This is a genomic window from Kitasatospora sp. NPDC101155, from assembly GCF_044768305.1.
Classification (GTDB): domain Bacteria; phylum Actinomycetota; class Actinomycetes; order Streptomycetales; family Streptomycetaceae; genus Kitasatospora.
Genome location: NZ_JBIWPN010000001.1, coordinates 471,363 through 488,695, shown reverse-complemented (window position 1 = coordinate 488,695; position 17,333 = coordinate 471,363). Strand labels below are relative to the sequence as shown.

Sequence of the window (17,333 nt, the reverse complement as noted above, 5' to 3'; positions counted from 1 at the left end):
TCCCGGAACGCTCTGTAACCGTATATCCTGGTTACATGACCGATGGAGAGCGGGAGCCGGCGACCGGCCTGGTCCTCACCACCCCCGGCGGCAGCCGCTTCCTCTTCGACCCCGGCGCCCTCTGCCTCGAACTGCTCCCCACCGGCGGTCCCGGCGACTACACCCGGTACGAGGTGCTGCACCGGCCCTCCGACCTCGCCGACTGGCTCCCGCAGTCACGGCTGCGGCTGCCCGCCGAGACCGTACGGATCTCCGCCGACCAGCTCACTGCCGCCCGCACCCTCCGTGACGCCCTCTGGCGGCTGGCCACGGCCCGCGCCCACGGCGACGAGGCCGCCGTCGAGGACCTGGCCGTACTCAACCGGGCCGCCGCCCACCCACCGCTCGCCCCGCAGATCGCCCCGGACGGCACCGCAGCCGCCCCGCTGCCCGCCGACGGGGCGCAGTTGGTCTCCACCCTCGCCCGGGACGCGATCGCCCTGCTCACCGGGCCGTACGCGGACCGGATCCGCGAGTGCGGGGCGCACAACTGCCAGCTGCTGTTCGTCGACACCTCGCGGCCCGGGCGGCGGCGCTGGTGCTCGATGGAGCAGTGCGGCAACCGCAGCAAGGTCCGGGCCCTGCGCGCCCGGCGGGAGGCCGAGGAACCGGCTCCCGTTCCGGGCCACCGGACGTTCACCAGCTGATCCGCCGTCTGAGAGCATGGGCTGATGCGACCGCTGTACTCCGTTCCGCTCGGCGTTGCCGCCGCCGGCGCCGCCTGCCTCGCCTACTCCGTCGGGTACGAGGTACGTGCCTTCCGGCTCCGCCGGGTCGAGGTCCCCGTCCTGCCCCACGGCGCCAAGCCCATCCGGGTCCTACAGGTGTCCGACATCCACATGGTGAGCGGGCAGGGCAAGAAGCAGCGCTGGCTGAAGAGCCTGGCCGGCCTGCGCCCCGACCTGGTGGTCAACACCGGCGACAACCTCTCCGACCCGCTCGGCGTCCCGGCCACCCTCGACGCGCTCGGGCCGCTCATGGAGTTCCCCGGCGTCTACGTCTTCGGGTCCAACGACTACTACGGCCCGGCCCGCAAGAACCCGGCCCGCTACCTCCAGGCCATGCGCAGCGGCGCCCACGGCATGAACAACCCCGACGGCACCGCCCGCCGCGGTATCACGGGCGCCGTCCACAACCCGTGGGAGAAGCTCCGCGACGGCTTCGACGCGGCCGGCTGGCTCGACCTCACCAACACCCGCGGCCGCCTCACCGTCGGCGGCCTCGACCTGGAGTTCACCGGCCTCGACGACCCGCACATCCGTCGCGACCGCTACTCCGAGGTCGCCGGCGGCCCCTCCGCCGACGCCGACCTCTCCCTCGCCGTCGTCCACGCGCCCTACCTGCGCGTCCTCGACGCCTTCACCGCCGACCGCTACCCACTGATCCTGGCCGGCCACACCCACGGGGGCCAGCTCTGCATCCCCTTCTACGGCGCCCTGGTCACCAACTGCGACCTCGACACCCGCCGGGTCAAGGGACTCTCCACCCACCAGGCCGGCGGCCACCGCTCCTACCTCCACGTCTCGGCCGGCTGCGGCACCAACCGCTACACCCCGGTCCGCTTCGCCTGCCCGCCCGAGGCCACCCTCCTCACCCTCACCCCGGCCCCCCGCTGACCAGCACCGGACGCCCGCACGAAACCGGATTTCGTGTCTCGGCGAGCGTCCGGTAGAGTTCTACTCGTCGCGAAGGAGACGGAGCGACAAACCGCAAGACCGGGGTGTGGCGCAGCTTGGTAGCGCGCTTCGTTCGGGACGAAGAGGCCGTGGGTTCAAATCCCGCCACCCCGACCCAGTAAGACCAGCTCAGGGCCGGTCTCCCGCAAGGGAGACCGGCCCTGACTGCGTTTCAGGCCCGTCGGGGAGTGAGCTGGGGAGTGGATCAAGGAATCCCGCTCCCACGGCCAAGGGGTGGAGATGCCAGACGGTTCGTTCGTAGTGGTCTGGTCGGTACCGGTGATCGCGGTAGCGCTGGTCTGCTTTGCTGCGCTGCGGGAGCACGGCACGCCTGTCGCCAAACGAGCCGCTTATGTGTTCCTCGGCATCGCGGTACTGCCGGCGCTGTTCTTGGCGTGGGTCGTGTTCGAGGTCATCTCAGTGCTCGTAACGGGCTGAGAAGGTACCGGGCTACTGGCGGTCCCTCAGCAGCGCGTCGAGGACGGCCACTGTCGAGCAGGGCGACATCCGCCGGCGGGCGGCGAGCGCCTCCTCCCAGATCCGAGTCAGACCTTCCATGAGTTCGTCGCGCATCTCCTGCGTGACGTGGGAGTAGCGGGCCCCGACAGAGCCGTCGAGGTGGCCCATCCGCTCGTCGGTCAGCACCTTCGGCGTCTTCAGCCAGTCCAGCATCACCTTGTGCGCGTGGCGCTCGCCGTGCGGCGTGAGCCCCTGGGCGATCGGCAGCCAGCAGGCCTCCGCCCGTGCCGCCGCGCCTCGTCCCCGGGCAGGGATCCCGGGCCAGGGTTCAGCCAGTACCGGGACCGGGTGCGCTGGCTGCGGGGACTTCTTGGGGTACCACCCCGTCGCCGCCGGCTGGAACAGCCACTGCGCGAAGCCGCTCCGCCGCCAGTGCGCCGCGTTCTCCCCGCCGGCACCGTTGCGGAGGTAGCCGAGATCCGCGATGGCCTTGGTGACGCGCAGCCGCGTGACCTCCGGCACGGTCTCGGGCCGGTTCAGCACGTTCGACACGGTGCCGGCGGAGACCCCGGCGCGCCGGGCGACGTCGACGAGCTTCACGCCAGTGCGGCGAGCCGCGCCGTTGGCAGCTCCGTGGCCGCTGAAGACGTAGGTCCGCCCATGGCAAGCGCAGGGCTTCGGCTGGTTCCGCTCGATCTGCCTGGCCAGCAGGGCCGAGAGGAAGGGCGGGGTGTCGATCGTGCGGTACGAGTCGTCCTTGGGCGGGCAGCGGTGAAGTTCCCCGCTGTCCAGCTCGTACAGCTGCCACTCGATCCGCACGCTCGTGGGCCGGACGTACTCCGTTTCCAGCCCGACCAGCTCACCCCACCGCTTACCCGTGAATCCCTTGGAGACCACCGCAACGAACTCGTCGTCCCGTCCGGAGAGCAGGGAGGCACGCTCGCCGATCAACAGGATGCCGAGCGCGTCGGTCACCACCTTCTCGGGGCCACGGTTGCGCGACCGGCCGGCACGCTTCCCCCGGCCTCGTCGCCTGGCCGCCGGGTTCGAGTCGCGAATTCCGTCCTCCACCGCATCGCCGAGGACCAGGTGCAGCGTGCTGCGCCAGGTCTTGATGCTGCTCACCGCGTAGCCGCGCTCCCGCTCGGCCTTGGCCCACGCCTCGATCCGGGCTCGGGTCATCTCCACGATCGGAACCGACTCGAACTCGGGGAGCAGGTGCTGCTCGATGTGGCGCTTGTAGTTCTGCATGGTCGAGGCGGCCAGGTCCTGCTCTCCGTACCAGGAGCTGGCGTACTCGCCGAAGGTGAGCGGCGTCGGCGCAGGCTGCGGTTCCGGCGCAGGCTTGGGCGCCGGCGGCAGCGTCCCGGCGCGGACCAGAGCCTCCTTGTCGTTGGCCGCCTTGGCCGCCTCCCGCTTGGTGCGGAACCGGATCGTGGCGCCGTTCTCGTCCGCCACGGTGGCGAGCTTGCCCGGAGCCAGCCAGTACCGGCCGCGGTAGTAGTCGCCGCGCTTCTCTCCGAACCCCATTGCTGTTCCCTCCCCCTACGCAACCGCGGCCGTCTGGAGCTCACGCAGACGCCGACGCGGCGGCCGCGCCTTGAGGCACGTCTGCGGCGCGGCAGCCCGCTCAGGGCCAGCAGGACAGGCCGAGCGAGCCGGCTGCGGGTCGACGGAGATCAGAGGCGGGCTCACCTGCGGGCGCACTTCGAGGAGCCTGACGATCTCGACCAGGTGCTCGGCCGTGAACCGGTAGCTGTTGCCGACCCGGCAGTACGGGATGCGGGTCTTCCTGGCCTGGTCCCTGACCCACCACTCCGAGCGCCCGAGCATCGCGGCGACCTGATCCGGACGGTACAGCGCTTCCGGCGTGACGGGTGTGACACTGTGACGGCTGTGACTGGTCATCCCTGTCCCCCGTTCTCGTCCGGGACGGCGTAGCCGCCGGCCCGCCGCAAGAGCTGAGCATCGTTGGCCATCCGGGAGCAGGTCTGCCGGACGAGGGCCGGCTCCAGGCCGGTCCCCTCGGTGATCTGCTTCGGCCTGGCCCCCGGGTTGGCGCGCACGTAGCGCAGGATCGCGGCGCGGGTGTCGCCGATGGTGTGGTCGGCCGCGGTGCCTTCGAGGAGCTGCCAGGCACCCGCCTCCGGGTGGAAGCGGAGCGCGTACTCGGTCTCGTCCACGTCGCGGCCAGTGACGTGAAGGACCCCGTCGGCCTGGCCCCGGGCGCGCTTGAGGACCAGGGTCGCGTCGGCGGCACCGGCCAGGCCGTTGGTGCCCGAGACCTCGGCGAGGAAGTCGTCCGAGCCGGCCTTGCGGACGTGGTGAACCAGCACGATCGCGATGCCGTAGTGGTCGGCGATCCGCTTGGCGTGGCCGACGGCCGCATAGTCCGCGTCGTAGGCGGAAGCACCGGGCATGGACGGTCCGCGCATCTTCGCGAAGACGTCGATGATGACCATCCGGGCGTCCGGGTGGCGCTCGACCCACTGCGCGATGGCCTCGCTTCCGCCCTGCGGCAGCGCGGGGCACGAGGTGGCGAGCGTCAGCGTGGACGGCGCCGGAGCGGTACCGAGGATCTTGCGCATCCGGGTCTGCAGGCGGCGCGCGGTGTCCTCCAACGCCAGGTACAGCACCGGGCCGGAGTCCACCCGGACCCGCTCAAGGGCCTGGCCGCCTGCGGCGACCGAGAGCGCCAGGCCGAGCGAGAGCCACGACTTACCGACCTTGGGCGGCCCGGCAAGGAGGTTGACCCCCTCCGAGATGATGCCGGGCACCGCCCAGCGCGGCTCGGGGAACTGGGCCGCCATCAGCTCGTCGGCGGTCCAGGCGGTACGGATGCGCTGCTGCGCGGGCTGCAACGGGAGTGGGTCCGGCGAGCCGGTTCCCGGGATGTACGAGGACTCGCTCACGCCGCCCACCTCCGCGCGACCGTACGGGGACGCTTGGCCCCGGCGCGGAAGCCCGAGGCGACGGTGGCTCGGGCTTCCCGTTCGGCCAGGCCCTTCGCCAGGGCAGTCGAGACGAGCCGCTCGGCGACCTCGAAGGCGGACAGCTCACCACCGGCCACGAGCTGCCCCAGCGCCACGGAGGCGAGGTACAGGGCCCGGTTCCGCTGCCCCGGGCGGGCGCCGGTGACGCGCTCCAACTCACGTCCCTCCGCAGCGTCCAGGTAGGCGCGGTGGCGGTCGCTGGCGGTCAGCTTGGTGGTGACGTGCACCTGCGGCGGCAGAGATGCTGGCACGAGGAGCTCGCGGATCCAGTCCGGCAGCGGCGCGGGTTCTTCATCGCGGAGCACTAGGTAGCGGCTGCCGTCCACCGTGCTGCCGGCGCCGACCACGTAGCCGCCACAGGCCCGGGTGTCGACCTTCCACCCGAGAACCGAGGCGGTGTTCCGCAGCTCCACACCCGCGGGAGCCGCGAAGTAGAGGTGGAGCCCGCGGCGGGTTCGAACGGTGTGGGTCTCACCCGGGAACGGCTTCCCGGCTTGCTCGGCGAGGTGAGCAAGGGCGTCACGGCCGTCAGCCACTCCGGCCGGTGTCCCGGCCGGCGGCCGGTCCTGGCTGTGCTTGGGCACGTCCAGGTCGATGACCACCAGCCGGGAGGGACCCGTGGCGACACCGACGTTGTAGCGGCCCGCGGTCCAGCACCGGGCGGCGCGCCGGCGGTCGGTCGTGGCGCGCGGTTCCCAGGCCCTGACCGCCGGACGCTTCTCGCCAGGCACCAACGGGAAGACGTGCCAACCGCGTTCGATGGCCTTGAATGCGGCCCGCAGCAGCGGGCCGGGGGTGGCGTGGTGCATGCTTGGAGCACCTCTTATTCCTGGTTGGGATGGAGGCCGGGGCAGCGGGCTTCCTGATCCGTCGTCCGCTGTCCCGGGTTTGGCTGACGCGTCGACAACCGGCCTTGCTGCCGGCCAGTCGGGCGTCGGCTGTCGCCGATTCGGCTGGTGGCTCAGCGGCCGGCCGTAGTGAGTGCGGTGAGCAGGGCGTGGATGGGGCTTGCCACCACGGTCGCGGCGGCGGTGAAACCCGAGAGCCAGACCGCGGCGGCGGCGAGGATGCTGACTCGCTTGGCCCAGACAAGGACCGCGGTGATGGCGAAGAAGATCAGAGCGGTGGAGATGGTGACGGCCACGGCCGGACTCCCTTCGTGAGGACGTCAGCGGGCGCCGGCCCACAGGCGGCGCGCGAGGTTGTAGAGGTGGCGTCCGACCCGGATGCGCTTGCCGATGCCGTCGCAGCGGCGGCAGTGCTTCCCCCGGCAGGGCCGGCCGCGGCGGTCGTACTTGAGGTGGAAGCCGAAGCCGCGGCACTTACGGCAGTCGCCGAACGGGCTGGCCACGCAGAGCAGCGCGTAACCCAGCGTGATGAACAGCAGGACTGGGCTAGCGGCCAGCAGGGCGCTGGACATGCATCCTCCCTGGCGTTTACGGGCGCCCCGAGATACGGGGCGCTAGGCGATAGATCCCTGTTCAGGGCGGTTTGAGCGTGCTAGCGGGGGCGCTAGGTCTAGCGGGTGCCGGTGCTAGACCTAGCGCCGACGGCGGTCAGGCCGCGTCGCGCTTCTGATCACGCTTCGTAGCAGCGGCGACGATGTGAGCGCGGGTGATGCCGCGCCGGTTGGCGCCCTTACCGTCCTCGGCAGTGCCCCAGACCTGGCCGGTGCTGATGCCGTGCGGTTTGAGCGCGGCGGTCAGCTGGTCGGGCGCCCACCCGGCGTAGACCTCCGAGCGGAGCTCCGCGAGCCTGGCGACGACGGTCTCCGACCACACCTTCGCCTCGGCGGCCGGGACGACGGCGAGGATGTCCGCCAGCAGGTCGTAGGACGGCCCGTCGGCCGGTGCGCTGTCCTTGCCGGCGGCGTATCCGGTGAGCAGGCCGGCCCGCTCGCGCACCGCTCGGGCGCGGGTGGCGATGGCTTCGGCCGTGGGGGCGTCGATGTTGACGGCCCGCACGATCCGGGCGTCCGCGCCTTCGCCTACGAAGTAGGCGATGCCCTTGTCAGCCCACGCGAACGTGGTGGCCCGGATGCCGTTGCGGTAGGAGCTGGTGCCCAGGACCATGTCGTTCTCCAGCTGGCCCATGACCTTGAGGCACAGCCGGACGGAGGCGTTGGCGCTGATGCCGGTCGGCAGCGACTTGGCATCCGGGCGCTGCGTGGCGAGCAGGAGAACGATGCCGGTCGCCGGACCGCGCTTGACGAGGTCCGTACAGATCTCCTCCAACTCACGCCCGTAGAGCGAGTGTTCAAACCACTTCTGGCACTCGTCCACGCCGATGACGATCGGGTGCAGCCCCAGCGACTTCTTGTCGGCCAGTTCGCTGGTGACCTTGGACTCGGGGCAGATGTCTCGCGGAAGGGAGCGAATCACCTTGGCGCGGCGGCGCAGTTCCTCCCGGATCGCGCGCATGTCCTCCAGGGCGTACTTGATGTCCTCGTCGTCCTCGCCGGCCCGGTGGCGGTGCGAGACCTTCTCCCCGACCGGGTCCAGGTCGCCGGTGCCCTTGAGGTCGTAGGTGTGCAGCTCGGCGCGCGGGTCCAGGGCCGCGATCAGCAGGAGCAGGCGCAGCAGGAAGGTCTTGCCCATACGCGGGATGGCACCGATGACGCCCGCGACGTACATCAGGGTGACGTCGACCCAGCGTCCGCGCTGGTCGGTGGCGAAGCCAACCGCCTTGAACAGGTCCACGGTCCCGGCCTTGAGTAGCGGCCACTCCGGCTGGCGCGTCTTGTTCATGTCCTGGTCGCCGACCCAGAGCGCCATCATGCCCGGGTGCTCGCCCGCCATCGGCTCCGGCCACACGCAGCCCAGCGGCCGACGCAGACCGGAGGCCAGCTTGTCGCGCTTCTCCATCACCTCGCCGACCGTGACTCCAGGCGGGAGCTGGACGTCGGCGCGCCAACCGGGCCCGTCGCGGGTGATCGGGGCCGTGAACTCCACGCGGCCGCCCTTGGAGAGGTACTGAGTCATACCGCTGATGGCCAGCACGGACAACGCCCGTTCCACCATCTCGGAGGTCAGTCGCTGCACCGTCGCCGCAATCACCGCGCGGGAGATCAGCGGCTGATCGGCCGGTGCCCCTGCTGCACCGAGGCCGAGCACAACGGCGGCGACGAGTGCCAGTTGGATCCATCCGGGAGTGCTCAGCACCAACAGCGGGACGAACGCAGCGACGGTCAGGGCGTACAGGACGATGAGCCAGCCGCGCGCGGCGACCCGCCGGTCACGTTGACGGGTCAGCTTCAGGTACAGCTCGGCGTCCTCGGCGGCGACGGCGTACGCGCGGATCGGCTCGCCTTCGAGGTCGCGCGTCCACCGACGGAACTCCCGCATCGCACGGGCGGCACCGCGGGGCGAGCGCACCGCGAGCTTGCCCGCGTAGGCCGGCAGGCGGGCCGCGTGGAAGCCCATCGTGTGGGCGTAGTGGCCCACCGTCCAGCGAGCCGCTGCCTGAAACTCGGCTTTGCTCCGGAGCCAGGCCGGGACCACCGGTCGGCGCTTCTCCGCCTGGACGCGCTCCAGCCACCCGGGACCGGCGGGCGCCGGCTTGTCGACCGACGCGGCGGGTGCGTCCTCGTACACCGAGTCCGTCTCCGGGCTGCCCTGGTTGACGGCCGGGGCAGGTTCGGTGCCGTGCCGCTCACGCTGGGGCCCGCCCTGGCCGAGGCCTGCCGGGCTGCCGTCGCGGTCGGCGTTCAACTCGGCTTCGAGGCGCGCGAACAGCTCGCGCGCGTCGTCGCTTTCGTCGTCGTGGTTCACTGTGGATCCTTCCTCACGTCGGTGGCGAAGGGGGCCCGGGACGCGCTGTGCTGCCAGGCGGGGCGAGTCCCGGGTGTTCGTCGGCGTCTCAGAGCGAGCGCGCCGTGTCGGCTTCGGCGACGACGTCCGGGACGTTCTCCGGCTCGACTCCGCCCGGCCGGTCCAGCTGCCACGGCTGCGCTCCGGCGGCGTAGTCCCGGGCCAGCTCCAGGAACCTGTGCGCCGCGCTGGCCAGCGCCTCCGCGAACGCGAGGTGCGCGGCGGGACCGTCGAACTTCGGGCTCGGGCCGAAGATGTCGACCTCACCCGTCGCGATCGCCAGTGTCAGAACGGGGCAACCGTCGGCCTGTCGCTTCCCGGTGACCGTGCTCTCGGGAGTGGCGTGCACGTACGTCACGATGAGGCTCATCGCATAGTCCCTTCAGGTTGGGGATGACTCGGTCACTTGCCGGTCGCGCCGATGGGCGCGGACTGCCGTTCCGTCCGGACGGTCCGGATCTGCTTGGCACCCCACTCGGGGGACATGCCGTGTGTCCGCCCGATCTCGGTCGGCGAGGGAACGCGGCCGTCGGCGAGCGTGCGCCGGATCGCGGCCCGTGCCGCACGGCGCTTCGCCTCCATCGCGGCGTCGTCCAGTGCGGCCGGTACGGAGGTTGTACGGGGTGTGCCCTTTGCGCTTGTACGGCCCCTGAGCTGGCTGTACGGGGTTGTACGCTCCGCTGGCCGCGCTGCCGGTGCAGAGCCGTTGGCGTCGACCCGCAGGAGCTCGGCGACCGGTCGGGCAGCGGCGAAGCCGGCTTCCACGGCGGCCCGCGCATCGGTCGTCCACAGCGCAGGCCGACCGGCGGCAGGCTGGGCGAGCAGGTCCACGTCGGCCCGGTCCCCCGGGCACAGGTACTTCGCCACCGCCGCTGACGCCTTGGCGTGCGCGCCGAGCAGGTCCGCAGTAACCCCCGGCTCGGCACCGTGCACCGCCCGCCAGGCCAGCGCCCACAACTCGTCCGACGCCAGCTCCGAAGGCAGCGCGCTGGCCAGCCACCTCGCGGTCTGCGCCACCTTGCGGTGATGGCGCCTCCGCCGACGGTCGCGCCGTGCCTGGCCCGGGTCGCTGACGCCCTCCCGCTGCGAGTGCAAGTACATGTGCCAGGTGATCGGCGCGGCGAGCGAGCCGCACGCGGCCACGACCGCGAAGCCGATCCCCCACATCTGCGCGCCGTGGGTGAGATTGACGCCCGCGGCGACCAGGGCCGCGACCCAGATGCCCGCATGGTGCACCGCTGCGGACAGGCCGCGCGCGTCCCGCACCCGGCCTTGCAGTGCGAAGACCCACGTCAGGGACTCCAGCGCGCTTCCGCCGGCCAGCGCCATCGGCAACGACCAGCGCTGAGCGAGAAAGCTGATCTGCGCCGGCAGCGCCACCACCACGAACAGCACGATCACCGCCAGAGTGGCCAGCAGCGCCGCACGGCCGGCCAGGGTTTCCCGGCGGTTGGCCCACCTTCGTGCCCGCTCGGAGCGCCGCCGCGCCCTGCGCCGCTCGCGCTCGGCCTCCGCGACCGCCCGCAACTCGGCCAACGCCGCCTGGCGCTCCCGCTCGGCGGCCATACGCGCGCTCTGCGCCACGGCATCGGCCTCGGCCCGCTCTCGCCCGACCTGCGCCCGCGCGAGCTCCACGGCGACCGCGTCCAACTGCCGTGCGGCCCGCGGACTGTAGACGGTCGGCCGGCTCATGCGGCCGTCCCCGGCCGGAACGACCGGTAGTCGGCGGAGCGTGTCACGAGCGTGGCGGCGCCCAGCAGCAGCTCCGCGACGTACGCGACCAGCTCAGGCGCGTCCTCGCGGAGGTCCGCCAGGATGCCCCGGGCAGCGTCCACGCGAACAGCGCGCTCAACGTCGGATTCGCCGGCCCGACCGACGAACAAATCACGGAGGAACTCCGGCAGTTGCTCGCCTTCCGACACCCGACCGACCTGCTCTTCGAACTCCTCGGCCTTGTCGGCCTGTCGATCGTGTAACGAAGTGCGCATGCTTCTCCTGCTCCTGGAAGGGATGGAGAGAGCCAGGGCGGCGGGCTTCCTTGATCCGTCGACCGCCACCGCTGGCGACGGATTATTCAGACGTGGATGCGCCGCGGGGCGGCCATCCGCTGCACGGCCTGAACGGCCGTCACGACGGCGGAGGAGGAGCCGAGACCGACCAGGAAGGCCAGCAGCCAGCCGCCGCCAGAAGCCAGCTCGGCGCCACCACCGAGCGTCGCCGCGGTGAAGGCGAGACCGTGGCGGCCCCACGACGCCACACTCCCGCCGGCCGTCTTCGACTCGGGCCGGCGGCCCACCAGCTCCAGGTCGTACCGCTGGACCTGGCGCAGCTCCCCGCCGGAGAGCTGGATCACCACGACGCTGCCGTCAGCCTGGTCGGCGGCACCGGCCACCGTGCCCAGTGTCATGTCGCTCCGGTCGCGGACGACGTCACCGATTGCGAGTTGCATTGGCCCCCCTCTCGGGATCGGAAGCGGGTCCGGTCATGCCCGGTCGCCCGCAACTCCTTAAGAGATCCTGTCCTCAGGTCCTCTTGAGGAGTTGCGAATGACTATGAGTCACGTCACCCCAACTCGTCAAGTCCTCTTGAGGACTCGTATGCTGGTTTCCGCTAGACGACCAGGACGGTGATCACCATGGCGAAGGCGTATGAGCGCATCGCGGACGACCTCCGCCAGCTCATCCGGGCAGGCGAACTGAAGCCCGGCGACCGGCTGCCGGCGGAGACGAGCCTCGTCGGGCAGTACGGCAAGAGCCTCCCGACCGTCCGCCAGGCCCTGGCTCTCCTCCAGGCCGAAGGGCTGATCGAGAAGCAGCACGGTCGCGGCACCTTCGTCCGCAAGGCACGCAAGCTCGTACAGCGCAGCAACGGCCGGCACCAGTGGGAGAAGGACCGCGCGCGCAGCTCGCTGGCGCAGCGCCAGCAGACTGGCGCGACCGAGCGCGACACCGGTCTGGAGCTGGACGACCTGGTCTTCACTGCCGAGTACCGGCAGATCCCCGCGGACGCCGAGTGGGCGGCCGCTTTCGGAGTGGCAGAAGGAACGACTCTGCTGGAGCGCGTCTTCCATACGCGCTACCGCACGGAGACGGCTCCGTTCAATCTCACCCGTTCGTACCTGGTCCACGACATGATCGCGGGCAACCCCGACCTTCTGGACGCCACGAAGGAGCCCTGGCCCGGCGGGACGCAGAACCAGCTCCACACGGTCGGCATCGAGGTCGACCGGATCGTCGAGCGCGTCACCGCGCGGCCACCGACGGCCGAGGAAACCGAGGAACTGGAGTTGCCGCCCGGCACCGCCGTCCTGGTCCTGCGAAAGACGTCCTTCGACGTCAAGGGGCGCGTCGTGGACATCGCTGACGTCACCCTCCCGGGCGACCGCACGGAGCTGACCTTCACTACTCAACTGGAAAGGTGGTGAGGGCCGTGCAGCGGCGCATCATCATCGTCACCGCCGTCCACCCGCCGGCCGCGCAGTTCCTGCCGGACGCCTACAAGTCACTCTGCGAGCAGGAACTGCCGGAGGGCTGGGACTGGCTCTGGCTGATCCAGGAAGACGGTAGGAGTGACCAGGTCGCCCCCTACGTCCCCGACGACATCCGGATCAGCTTCCGCCAGGGCCGACCTGGCGGTGCGGGCATGGCCCGGACCATGGCACTGGCGCGGGCCGAGGGCGAGTACGTCAAGGTGCTGGACGCCGACGACATGCTGGCCCCCGGCGCCCTCGCCCGCGATATCGCCGCGCTCACCTCGAACCCCGAGATCGGCTGGACGACCTCGCGCGTCCTTGACCTGCTCCCAGACGGCTCGTTCGTCGGCTTCGACCAGGACCCGCCCGCCGGCCCTATCGAGCGCGGTGCCGTCCTGGACCACTGGAAGGCTCACGACTACCGCGCCCAGGTCCACCCGGCGACGCTGTGTATCCGGCGCGACCTGCTGCTTGCCCTCGGCGCCTGGATGGCCCTCCCCGCATCCGAGGACACCGGTCTTCTCCTCGCACTCAGCGCGGTGAGCCGCGGCTGGTTCTCCCCGGAGGTCGGCCTGCACTACCGAAAGTGGCCCGGCCAGGTGACCAGCCAGGCCGCCCACGTCGACAGCGCCGAGCGCGAGGCCCGGATGACGGTCATCGAAGCCAGGGCGGAGTTGCTTGCGGGACTGGCGTGGCAGTACCCCACCGGAGCCTGAGCATTTCGTCTCGCGGCCGGAACGGCGAGAGCCCGGACACCTCTCCAGGACGGAGAGATGTCCGGGCTCAGCCGTAGTCAGCGCCTCAGGGATGGGGTGGCCTGGCCGGCCTCCGGGCACGATCGGCCCGGAGCGGCTGCACTTCCCCTCCCTGCTCGAAATCCGTCAGACGCGTGCGCTGGGCTGAGCAGAGGCCTGCGCGTTCACTTCGGCGCCGACGTATAGGCCGGGCGGATCCTGATCATGTGGGGCTCGGCAGGCTCCAACAGGTCGCCGACGTAGAGCGCCAGCGTCCAGCTGCCCGTGCGCTGCACCTGACCCGCGATGAACTCCGCCGCACCCGGCCGACCGAGGCCGCACTCAATGAAGTCCCGGTGCCATGCCCACACCGCCAGCGGCTCGATCTCCCTGAGCAGCGCCGCAAGCGCGTCGGGGAGCCTGAAGAACTCCGCCTCGGGCATGATGCCGTCGATCGAGGCCACGACCGGGCCGAACGCCTTCGTCTCTCCGTCGTTCATGCTGATCACCGCGCACTCTCCTCGGCCTCTTGCTGATGCTGCGCGGTCTGGTCAGTGCTCACAGCGCACCCCTCGTCCGCTGGGGCAACCAACGCCCAGACCGCCTTGCCCACACCCTCACGGGGGCTCACGCCCCACTCCTTCGCGAGCTGGTCAACCAACTGCAGCCCGCGGCCGGACTCGTCCTCATCGCCCGCCGTGCGCATCGTCGGGATCCGCCGACTAGCGTCGTGAACCTCGATGCGCAGCAGCCCGGGCTCCATGTCGAATCGGACGAAGATCAAACGGCCTGGCACCCGCGCGTGTTGCACGGCATTGTTAACCAGCTCAGACGCGACCAACTCGCCGACGCCCAGGAACAGTTGGCCGCTCTCGATGTCTGCCAGAAACTCCCGGAGCAGGCTCCGAGCCACGCCAACCGACTTCTGATGACGAGACAGCCAAGCCTGAGACGTTCCGATGGGCTTCGTCACTTCCCGGCCCCCATCAGCTCTGGCCCGCCGGTCGAGAAGACCACCTCGGCTCGGTCGCTGGGGAGCACCAGCAACACGCCCATCACCACGCGACCGGTGCTGTCAACCGACGTGCGCTCGATCGCCAGGACGGGGATCCGGGCAACGATGCGAAGCGCGTCGGCCTCTTCGGCGCTCGGAAAGCGCGCAGTGACGCGCTCGGCAGTCGCCGCGCACTGGATGCCGCGCGCGAGCAGATGCGCGCGGACGTCGTCGCCCCAGGGCGACCACGGAGCTTCCGAGAGAGGAGCGTCCAGCGCACGCGGCACGTAGACGCGCGCCAGACTGCACGGGCGACCAGCCTGCTCGCTGAGGTAGACACGCTCGACCACCGGAGTCTTGGCGCGGACCCGGAGCAACGACTGGAGCTCGCCCGCTGCCCTGACCTCGGTCACGGTGACCTCGATCCGCAGCAAAGGCGAGTACACCGCCGGTGCGTCCTGCGGGTGGCGCCCACTGGCGTAAGTGATCGGCTGAACCGGACGGCGAACGAAGTTCCCGTTGCCATGGAACTTCTCGATCAGCCCCTCGGACTGGAGCTCCTCCAGAGCCCGACGCAGAGTCGGCAAGCCGACTTCGTACGTCGCGGCAAGCTCACTTTCCGGGGGCAGCTTGCTGCCGGCCGCGAGCGCCCCGGAGCCGATTCGGCGCCGGAGGTCCTCGGCCACACGTGTGTATCGGACGGCCATGACGCGCTCACCACCTCCGGTTGTCATCGGTGGAGCTGCGGTACGGCCGCGGGGCCGGGGCACGACGGCTCGAAAACGCAACGAGCTGACGCCTGGTCCGCGTCGGGGCGGGGCGGATAAGGTCGAACACGCTGATCAGCTCCCATACAGCTGACGGCACTGTCCCGCGACGGCGACTGCATCGTCCGTCGCGGGCGCATCCATGCGGACAGCGGCCCATGCGATCAGGCCGCGGCTGGCGCTGCTGACAAGTCCGAACTGGTCGGCTGTCTCCAGCAACGCCAGGAGAACTCCCCACGACTCGGCCGTTGTCGAGTCCGGCACCTCCGTTTCTATGCAGGCGTGATTGCCGTGATCCTTCATCTGCGGATCGAGCCCGAGGGCCAAGAGACCAGCAGTGATGCCGTCAGCACGTGCCCGATCGCACGAGAACACAGGACACCCCTCCGTAGCTTCTCGGCCACTCAGAGCGAAGCTAGTTAACTAGATTAGACCTAGTGGACTAGATTTTCCATATGCGTGAGCAACCTCCGTACCTGCGCATCGCAGACGCCCTGCAAGAGCGCATCGCCAGCGGGGAATGGGCACCGGGCGACCGTCTGCCCTCGCGCGCTCAGCTCGCGCGCGAGCTCGGCGTAGGCGACAACGTTGTGCGGCGCGCGCAGGAACTCCTCATCCTCCAGGGCGCCTTGGAAGGCCGCGCGGGCTCAGGCACGTTCGTCGCCGAGCCGCGCCAGCGACTTCGACTGGTCCGCTCCCGAGCACGCGAAGACCGCGGAGGTTCACCCTTCCAGGCCGACATGACCAGCCTCGGCCGGCGGGGCACCTGGGAGAGCCGCACCGACGCCAAGGTCCCGGCGCCGGCGGACATCGCAGCCCGCCTCGGGATCGCCGAGGGCGACCTCTGCGTGCGCACGTCCTACGAGTACTTCGCCGACGGCAAGCCGATCCAGCTGTCTACCAGTTGGGAGCCCTACGACCTCACCGCAGGAACGATCATCGTCCTGCCCGAGGGCGGGCCGCTTGCCGGCCGCGGCGTGGTGAGCCGCATGGCGGAGATCGGCATCACGGTCAGCCACTTCACCGAACAGCCCGAGCCCCGGCACGTGACCGATGAGGAAGCCTCACTCCTCGGCGTGCAGCGCGGCTCCCTCGTCACGCACATCCGGCGCACGTACGTCGCCGACGACGGCCGTGCAGTCGAGACAGCCGACATCGTCCTCCCCGCAGGCCTCTGCGAACTGGTCTACGAAGTACCCATCACCCCCTAAGCGTCCACGGACTTCCGCACGCAGCAGGACCGCCTCCGCCTCAGATCCGGCTGGAACATCAGGCGCGGTCGTCACAGCTGTCACAGTGTCACGCACCCGCCCCGGATGCTCCCACGCCAGCTGATCCAGCGCCCCAATGTTTCAGCCTGCATGCCCCAGCGCGCACCAACAGACATGCGGCAAGTCAGCCGTTAGCAGGGCGGCGCGTCCCGTCCAACTCCTAGAATCCTCAAGACATCAAGAGAACTTCATGTCTTGGGGGAGACTTGGCCGCGGCCGAACAGATTGTGACGATCGCAGCCGTCCTCGTGGGTGCGCTGACGACGCACCTCACCAACCACGCGATGGAGCGGCGCCGGAAACAACACGAGTTGCTGACCCGATGGGACGAGAAGAAGCTCAACGCGTACGAGGGCTACATCGACAAGATCAGGTCGTGCGTCTTCCTGGCCGTCCAGCTCTACGAGCACAAGGAAGGCGTTCACGCGAGCAACAAGGGCGAGCACGAGCTCACCGCGGAGCTGGCGGATGCCGGCTGGCAGCGCGGCCGCGCTTTCGAGCGCATCATGCTCCTCGGCGGCGACGAGGTCGTAGAGGCTGCGCACCAGCTCAACGCGGCGGCCCTCGAAGTCGACTGGCACGCCGGCGGCAAGGTCCACGGCACACTCGACGAGTGGCGGACCCGCAACCGCGCCGTCTTCGGCGCCATCAACGAGTTCCACGACGCCGCCCGCCAGGACCTCGGCGTCCAGGGCAACGTCAGCGGCGAGAGCCACCCGGAACGAGACCTGCTCTTGCCACCTCCGAGAGGAAGCTCGAATCGCAACCAGAGCTGAGAGAGCATCCCGAGCACACGTGCAGAAGGGCGGGCACGGAATACATGCCCCTGGCACCAGACGCAGCCGTCTGGGTTCCACCCGTCACGCGGACGGAACCCACAGACTGCCCGAGCACCCCAGGCTGGGCTACGCAGTTGAGCAGTAGCTGCAGGGCCGGTTCGCGAGATCACCCTGCCGCGCAGCTGGACTGCCCGACGGTGTATGACAGTCCGAGCAAATGCCCGAGCCTCCACGGTCTGGGCAGTGCGTGATCCAGGGCCTAATTCGGGACGAAGCGGCTACGAGGTCGACGCCCACCACCCCGGCAGAGAAATGTGAGGCCGGGTCGGCTGCTGAGCAA

General features: G+C 70.4%; 21 protein-coding genes and 1 tRNA gene. 8 read left to right on the top strand and 14 right to left on the bottom strand.

Annotated features, from left to right (window positions below; all coding sequences use genetic code 11):
- Positions 1-35: 35 nt before the first annotated feature.
- The 4 genes from ACIRYZ_RS02385 (at position 36) to ACIRYZ_RS02370 (ending at position 2,153) form a co-directional block, all read left to right on the top strand.
- On the top strand, positions 36-686 hold the full coding sequence (locus ACIRYZ_RS02385; protein ID WP_402938425.1) for a CGNR zinc finger domain-containing protein: 651 nt from the start codon (positions 36-38) through the stop codon (positions 684-686).
- 24 nt (positions 687-710) lie between these two features.
- The gene (locus tag ACIRYZ_RS02380; protein ID WP_380608707.1) at positions 711-1,655 is read left to right on the top strand and encodes a metallophosphoesterase; all 945 of its coding nucleotides are present in this window, start codon (positions 711-713) and stop codon (positions 1,653-1,655) included.
- 100 nt (positions 1,656-1,755) lie between these two features.
- Positions 1,756-1,829 (top strand) — tRNA-Pro (locus ACIRYZ_RS02375).
- Positions 1,830-1,955: 126 nt separating this feature from the next.
- On the top strand, positions 1,956-2,153 hold the full coding sequence (locus tag ACIRYZ_RS02370; protein WP_402938423.1) for a hypothetical protein: 198 nt from the start codon (positions 1,956-1,958) through the stop codon (positions 2,151-2,153).
- Positions 2,154-2,165: 12 nt separating this feature from the next.
- On the opposite strand, the gene ACIRYZ_RS02365 is transcribed toward ACIRYZ_RS02370, so the two are convergent.
- The 11 genes from ACIRYZ_RS02365 to ACIRYZ_RS02315 all read right to left on the bottom strand — a co-directional run bounded on the left by ACIRYZ_RS02365 (position 2,166) and on the right by ACIRYZ_RS02315 (position 11,425).
- A complete protein-coding gene (locus tag ACIRYZ_RS02365) occupies positions 2,166-3,704 on the bottom strand; it encodes a LacI family DNA-binding transcriptional regulator (RefSeq protein ID WP_402938421.1) in 1,539 nt (512 codons plus the stop codon).
- Positions 3,705-3,719: 15 nt separating this feature from the next.
- On the bottom strand, positions 3,720-4,082 hold the full coding sequence (locus tag ACIRYZ_RS02360; RefSeq protein WP_402938419.1) for a helix-turn-helix domain-containing protein: 363 nt from the start codon (positions 4,080-4,082) through the stop codon (positions 3,720-3,722).
- Positions 4,079-5,086, bottom strand: a complete 1,008-nt coding sequence (locus ACIRYZ_RS02355) for an AAA family ATPase (protein ID WP_402938416.1) — start codon at positions 5,084-5,086, stop codon at positions 4,079-4,081. The genes ACIRYZ_RS02360 and ACIRYZ_RS02355 overlap by 4 nt, the downstream gene beginning before the upstream one ends.
- Positions 5,083-5,976, bottom strand: a complete 894-nt coding sequence (locus ACIRYZ_RS02350) for a bifunctional DNA primase/polymerase (protein ID WP_402938413.1) — start codon at positions 5,974-5,976, stop codon at positions 5,083-5,085. The genes ACIRYZ_RS02355 and ACIRYZ_RS02350 overlap by 4 nt, the downstream gene beginning before the upstream one ends.
- A gap of 152 nt (positions 5,977-6,128) precedes the next feature.
- Positions 6,129-6,311: a hypothetical protein gene (locus ACIRYZ_RS02345; protein ID WP_396254010.1), complete on the bottom strand. Its 183-nt coding sequence runs from the start codon at positions 6,309-6,311 to the stop codon at positions 6,129-6,131.
- A gap of 24 nt (positions 6,312-6,335) precedes the next feature.
- Positions 6,336-6,587: a hypothetical protein gene (locus ACIRYZ_RS02340; protein ID WP_402938410.1), complete on the bottom strand. Its 252-nt coding sequence runs from the start codon at positions 6,585-6,587 to the stop codon at positions 6,336-6,338.
- A 136-nt stretch (positions 6,588-6,723) separates the two neighbouring features.
- Entirely contained in the window at positions 6,724-8,937 is a 2,214-nt protein-coding gene (locus tag ACIRYZ_RS02335; RefSeq protein ID WP_402938407.1) for a cell division protein FtsK, read from the bottom strand.
- A gap of 88 nt (positions 8,938-9,025) precedes the next feature.
- Positions 9,026-9,346 carry a hypothetical protein gene (locus tag ACIRYZ_RS02330; RefSeq protein WP_402938404.1) on the bottom strand — a complete coding sequence of 107 codons (321 nt, stop codon included), beginning with the start codon at positions 9,344-9,346 and terminating at the stop codon, positions 9,026-9,028.
- Positions 9,347-9,378: 32 nt separating this feature from the next.
- Positions 9,379-10,668, bottom strand: a complete 1,290-nt coding sequence (locus tag ACIRYZ_RS02325; protein ID WP_402938401.1) for a hypothetical protein — start codon at positions 10,666-10,668, stop codon at positions 9,379-9,381.
- Positions 10,665-10,964 (bottom strand): hypothetical protein, encoded by a 300-nt coding sequence (locus ACIRYZ_RS02320; RefSeq protein WP_402938399.1) that lies wholly within the window; start codon positions 10,962-10,964, stop codon positions 10,665-10,667. Before ACIRYZ_RS02320 ends, ACIRYZ_RS02325 begins: the two co-directional genes overlap by 4 nt.
- Before the next feature lie 86 nt (positions 10,965-11,050).
- Positions 11,051-11,425 (bottom strand): hypothetical protein, encoded by a 375-nt coding sequence (locus tag ACIRYZ_RS02315; protein ID WP_402938396.1) that lies wholly within the window; start codon positions 11,423-11,425, stop codon positions 11,051-11,053.
- A gap of 186 nt (positions 11,426-11,611) precedes the next feature.
- Here ACIRYZ_RS02315 and ACIRYZ_RS02310 point away from each other — a divergent pair, with 186 nt between their 5' ends.
- Together ACIRYZ_RS02310 and ACIRYZ_RS02305 are read left to right on the top strand one after the other, a co-directional pair.
- Complete coding sequence (locus ACIRYZ_RS02310) at positions 11,612-12,400, top strand: GntR family transcriptional regulator (protein WP_402938393.1); 789 nt, start codon at positions 11,612-11,614, stop codon at positions 12,398-12,400.
- 5 nt (positions 12,401-12,405) lie between these two features.
- Complete coding sequence (locus tag ACIRYZ_RS02305) at positions 12,406-13,164, top strand: glycosyltransferase family 2 protein (protein WP_402938390.1); 759 nt, start codon at positions 12,406-12,408, stop codon at positions 13,162-13,164.
- Positions 13,165-13,367: 203 nt separating this feature from the next.
- On the opposite strand, the gene ACIRYZ_RS02300 is transcribed toward ACIRYZ_RS02305, so the two are convergent.
- From ACIRYZ_RS02300 to ACIRYZ_RS02290, 3 genes are read right to left on the bottom strand one after another with little or no spacing between them, the layout of a single operon-like run.
- Positions 13,368-13,691: a hypothetical protein gene (locus ACIRYZ_RS02300; protein ID WP_402938387.1), complete on the bottom strand. Its 324-nt coding sequence runs from the start codon at positions 13,689-13,691 to the stop codon at positions 13,368-13,370.
- Positions 13,688-14,155, bottom strand: coding sequence for an ATP-binding protein (locus ACIRYZ_RS02295; protein WP_402938384.1), 468 nt, complete (start codon positions 14,153-14,155; stop codon positions 13,688-13,690). The genes ACIRYZ_RS02300 and ACIRYZ_RS02295 overlap by 4 nt, the downstream gene beginning before the upstream one ends.
- Positions 14,152-14,862, bottom strand: coding sequence for a GntR family transcriptional regulator (locus tag ACIRYZ_RS02290; protein WP_402938382.1), 711 nt, complete (start codon positions 14,860-14,862; stop codon positions 14,152-14,154). The genes ACIRYZ_RS02295 and ACIRYZ_RS02290 overlap by 4 nt, the downstream gene beginning before the upstream one ends.
- 536 nt (positions 14,863-15,398) lie before the next feature.
- Between ACIRYZ_RS02290 and ACIRYZ_RS02285 the strand changes: the two genes are divergently transcribed.
- Positions 15,399-16,154 carry a GntR family transcriptional regulator gene (locus tag ACIRYZ_RS02285; protein ID WP_402938379.1) on the top strand — a complete coding sequence of 252 codons (756 nt, stop codon included), beginning with the start codon at positions 15,399-15,401 and terminating at the stop codon, positions 16,152-16,154.
- Positions 16,155-16,420: 266 nt separating this feature from the next.
- On the top strand, positions 16,421-16,990 hold the full coding sequence (locus ACIRYZ_RS02280; RefSeq protein WP_402938377.1) for a hypothetical protein: 570 nt from the start codon (positions 16,421-16,423) through the stop codon (positions 16,988-16,990).
- Positions 16,991-17,333: the final 343 nt, after the last annotated feature.

Coding starts and splice junctions, on each gene's coding strand:
- ACIRYZ_RS02320 (WP_402938399.1), bottom strand. CDS start 10,964: ATGCGCACTTCGTTACACGATCGACAGGCCGACAAGGCCGAGGAGTTC.
- ACIRYZ_RS02385 (WP_402938425.1), top strand. CDS start 36: ATGACCGATGGAGAGCGGGAGCCGGCGACCGGCCTGGTCCTCACCACC.
- ACIRYZ_RS02340 (WP_402938410.1), bottom strand. CDS start 6,587: ATGTCCAGCGCCCTGCTGGCCGCTAGCCCAGTCCTGCTGTTCATCACG.
- ACIRYZ_RS02360 (WP_402938419.1), bottom strand. CDS start 4,082: ATGACCAGTCACAGCCGTCACAGTGTCACACCCGTCACGCCGGAAGCG.
- ACIRYZ_RS02310 (WP_402938393.1), top strand. CDS start 11,612: ATGGCGAAGGCGTATGAGCGCATCGCGGACGACCTCCGCCAGCTCATC.
- ACIRYZ_RS02285 (WP_402938379.1), top strand. CDS start 15,399: ATGCGTGAGCAACCTCCGTACCTGCGCATCGCAGACGCCCTGCAAGAG.
- ACIRYZ_RS02330 (WP_402938404.1), bottom strand. CDS start 9,346: ATGAGCCTCATCGTGACGTACGTGCACGCCACTCCCGAGAGCACGGTC.
- ACIRYZ_RS02370 (WP_402938423.1), top strand. CDS start 1,956: ATGCCAGACGGTTCGTTCGTAGTGGTCTGGTCGGTACCGGTGATCGCG.
- ACIRYZ_RS02315 (WP_402938396.1), bottom strand. CDS start 11,425: ATGCAACTCGCAATCGGTGACGTCGTCCGCGACCGGAGCGACATGACA.
- ACIRYZ_RS02365 (WP_402938421.1), bottom strand. CDS start 3,704: ATGGGGTTCGGAGAGAAGCGCGGCGACTACTACCGCGGCCGGTACTGG.
- ACIRYZ_RS02380 (WP_380608707.1), top strand. CDS start 711: ATGCGACCGCTGTACTCCGTTCCGCTCGGCGTTGCCGCCGCCGGCGCC.
- ACIRYZ_RS02350 (WP_402938413.1), bottom strand. CDS start 5,976: ATGCACCACGCCACCCCCGGCCCGCTGCTGCGGGCCGCATTCAAGGCC.
- ACIRYZ_RS02325 (WP_402938401.1), bottom strand. CDS start 10,668: ATGAGCCGGCCGACCGTCTACAGTCCGCGGGCCGCACGGCAGTTGGAC.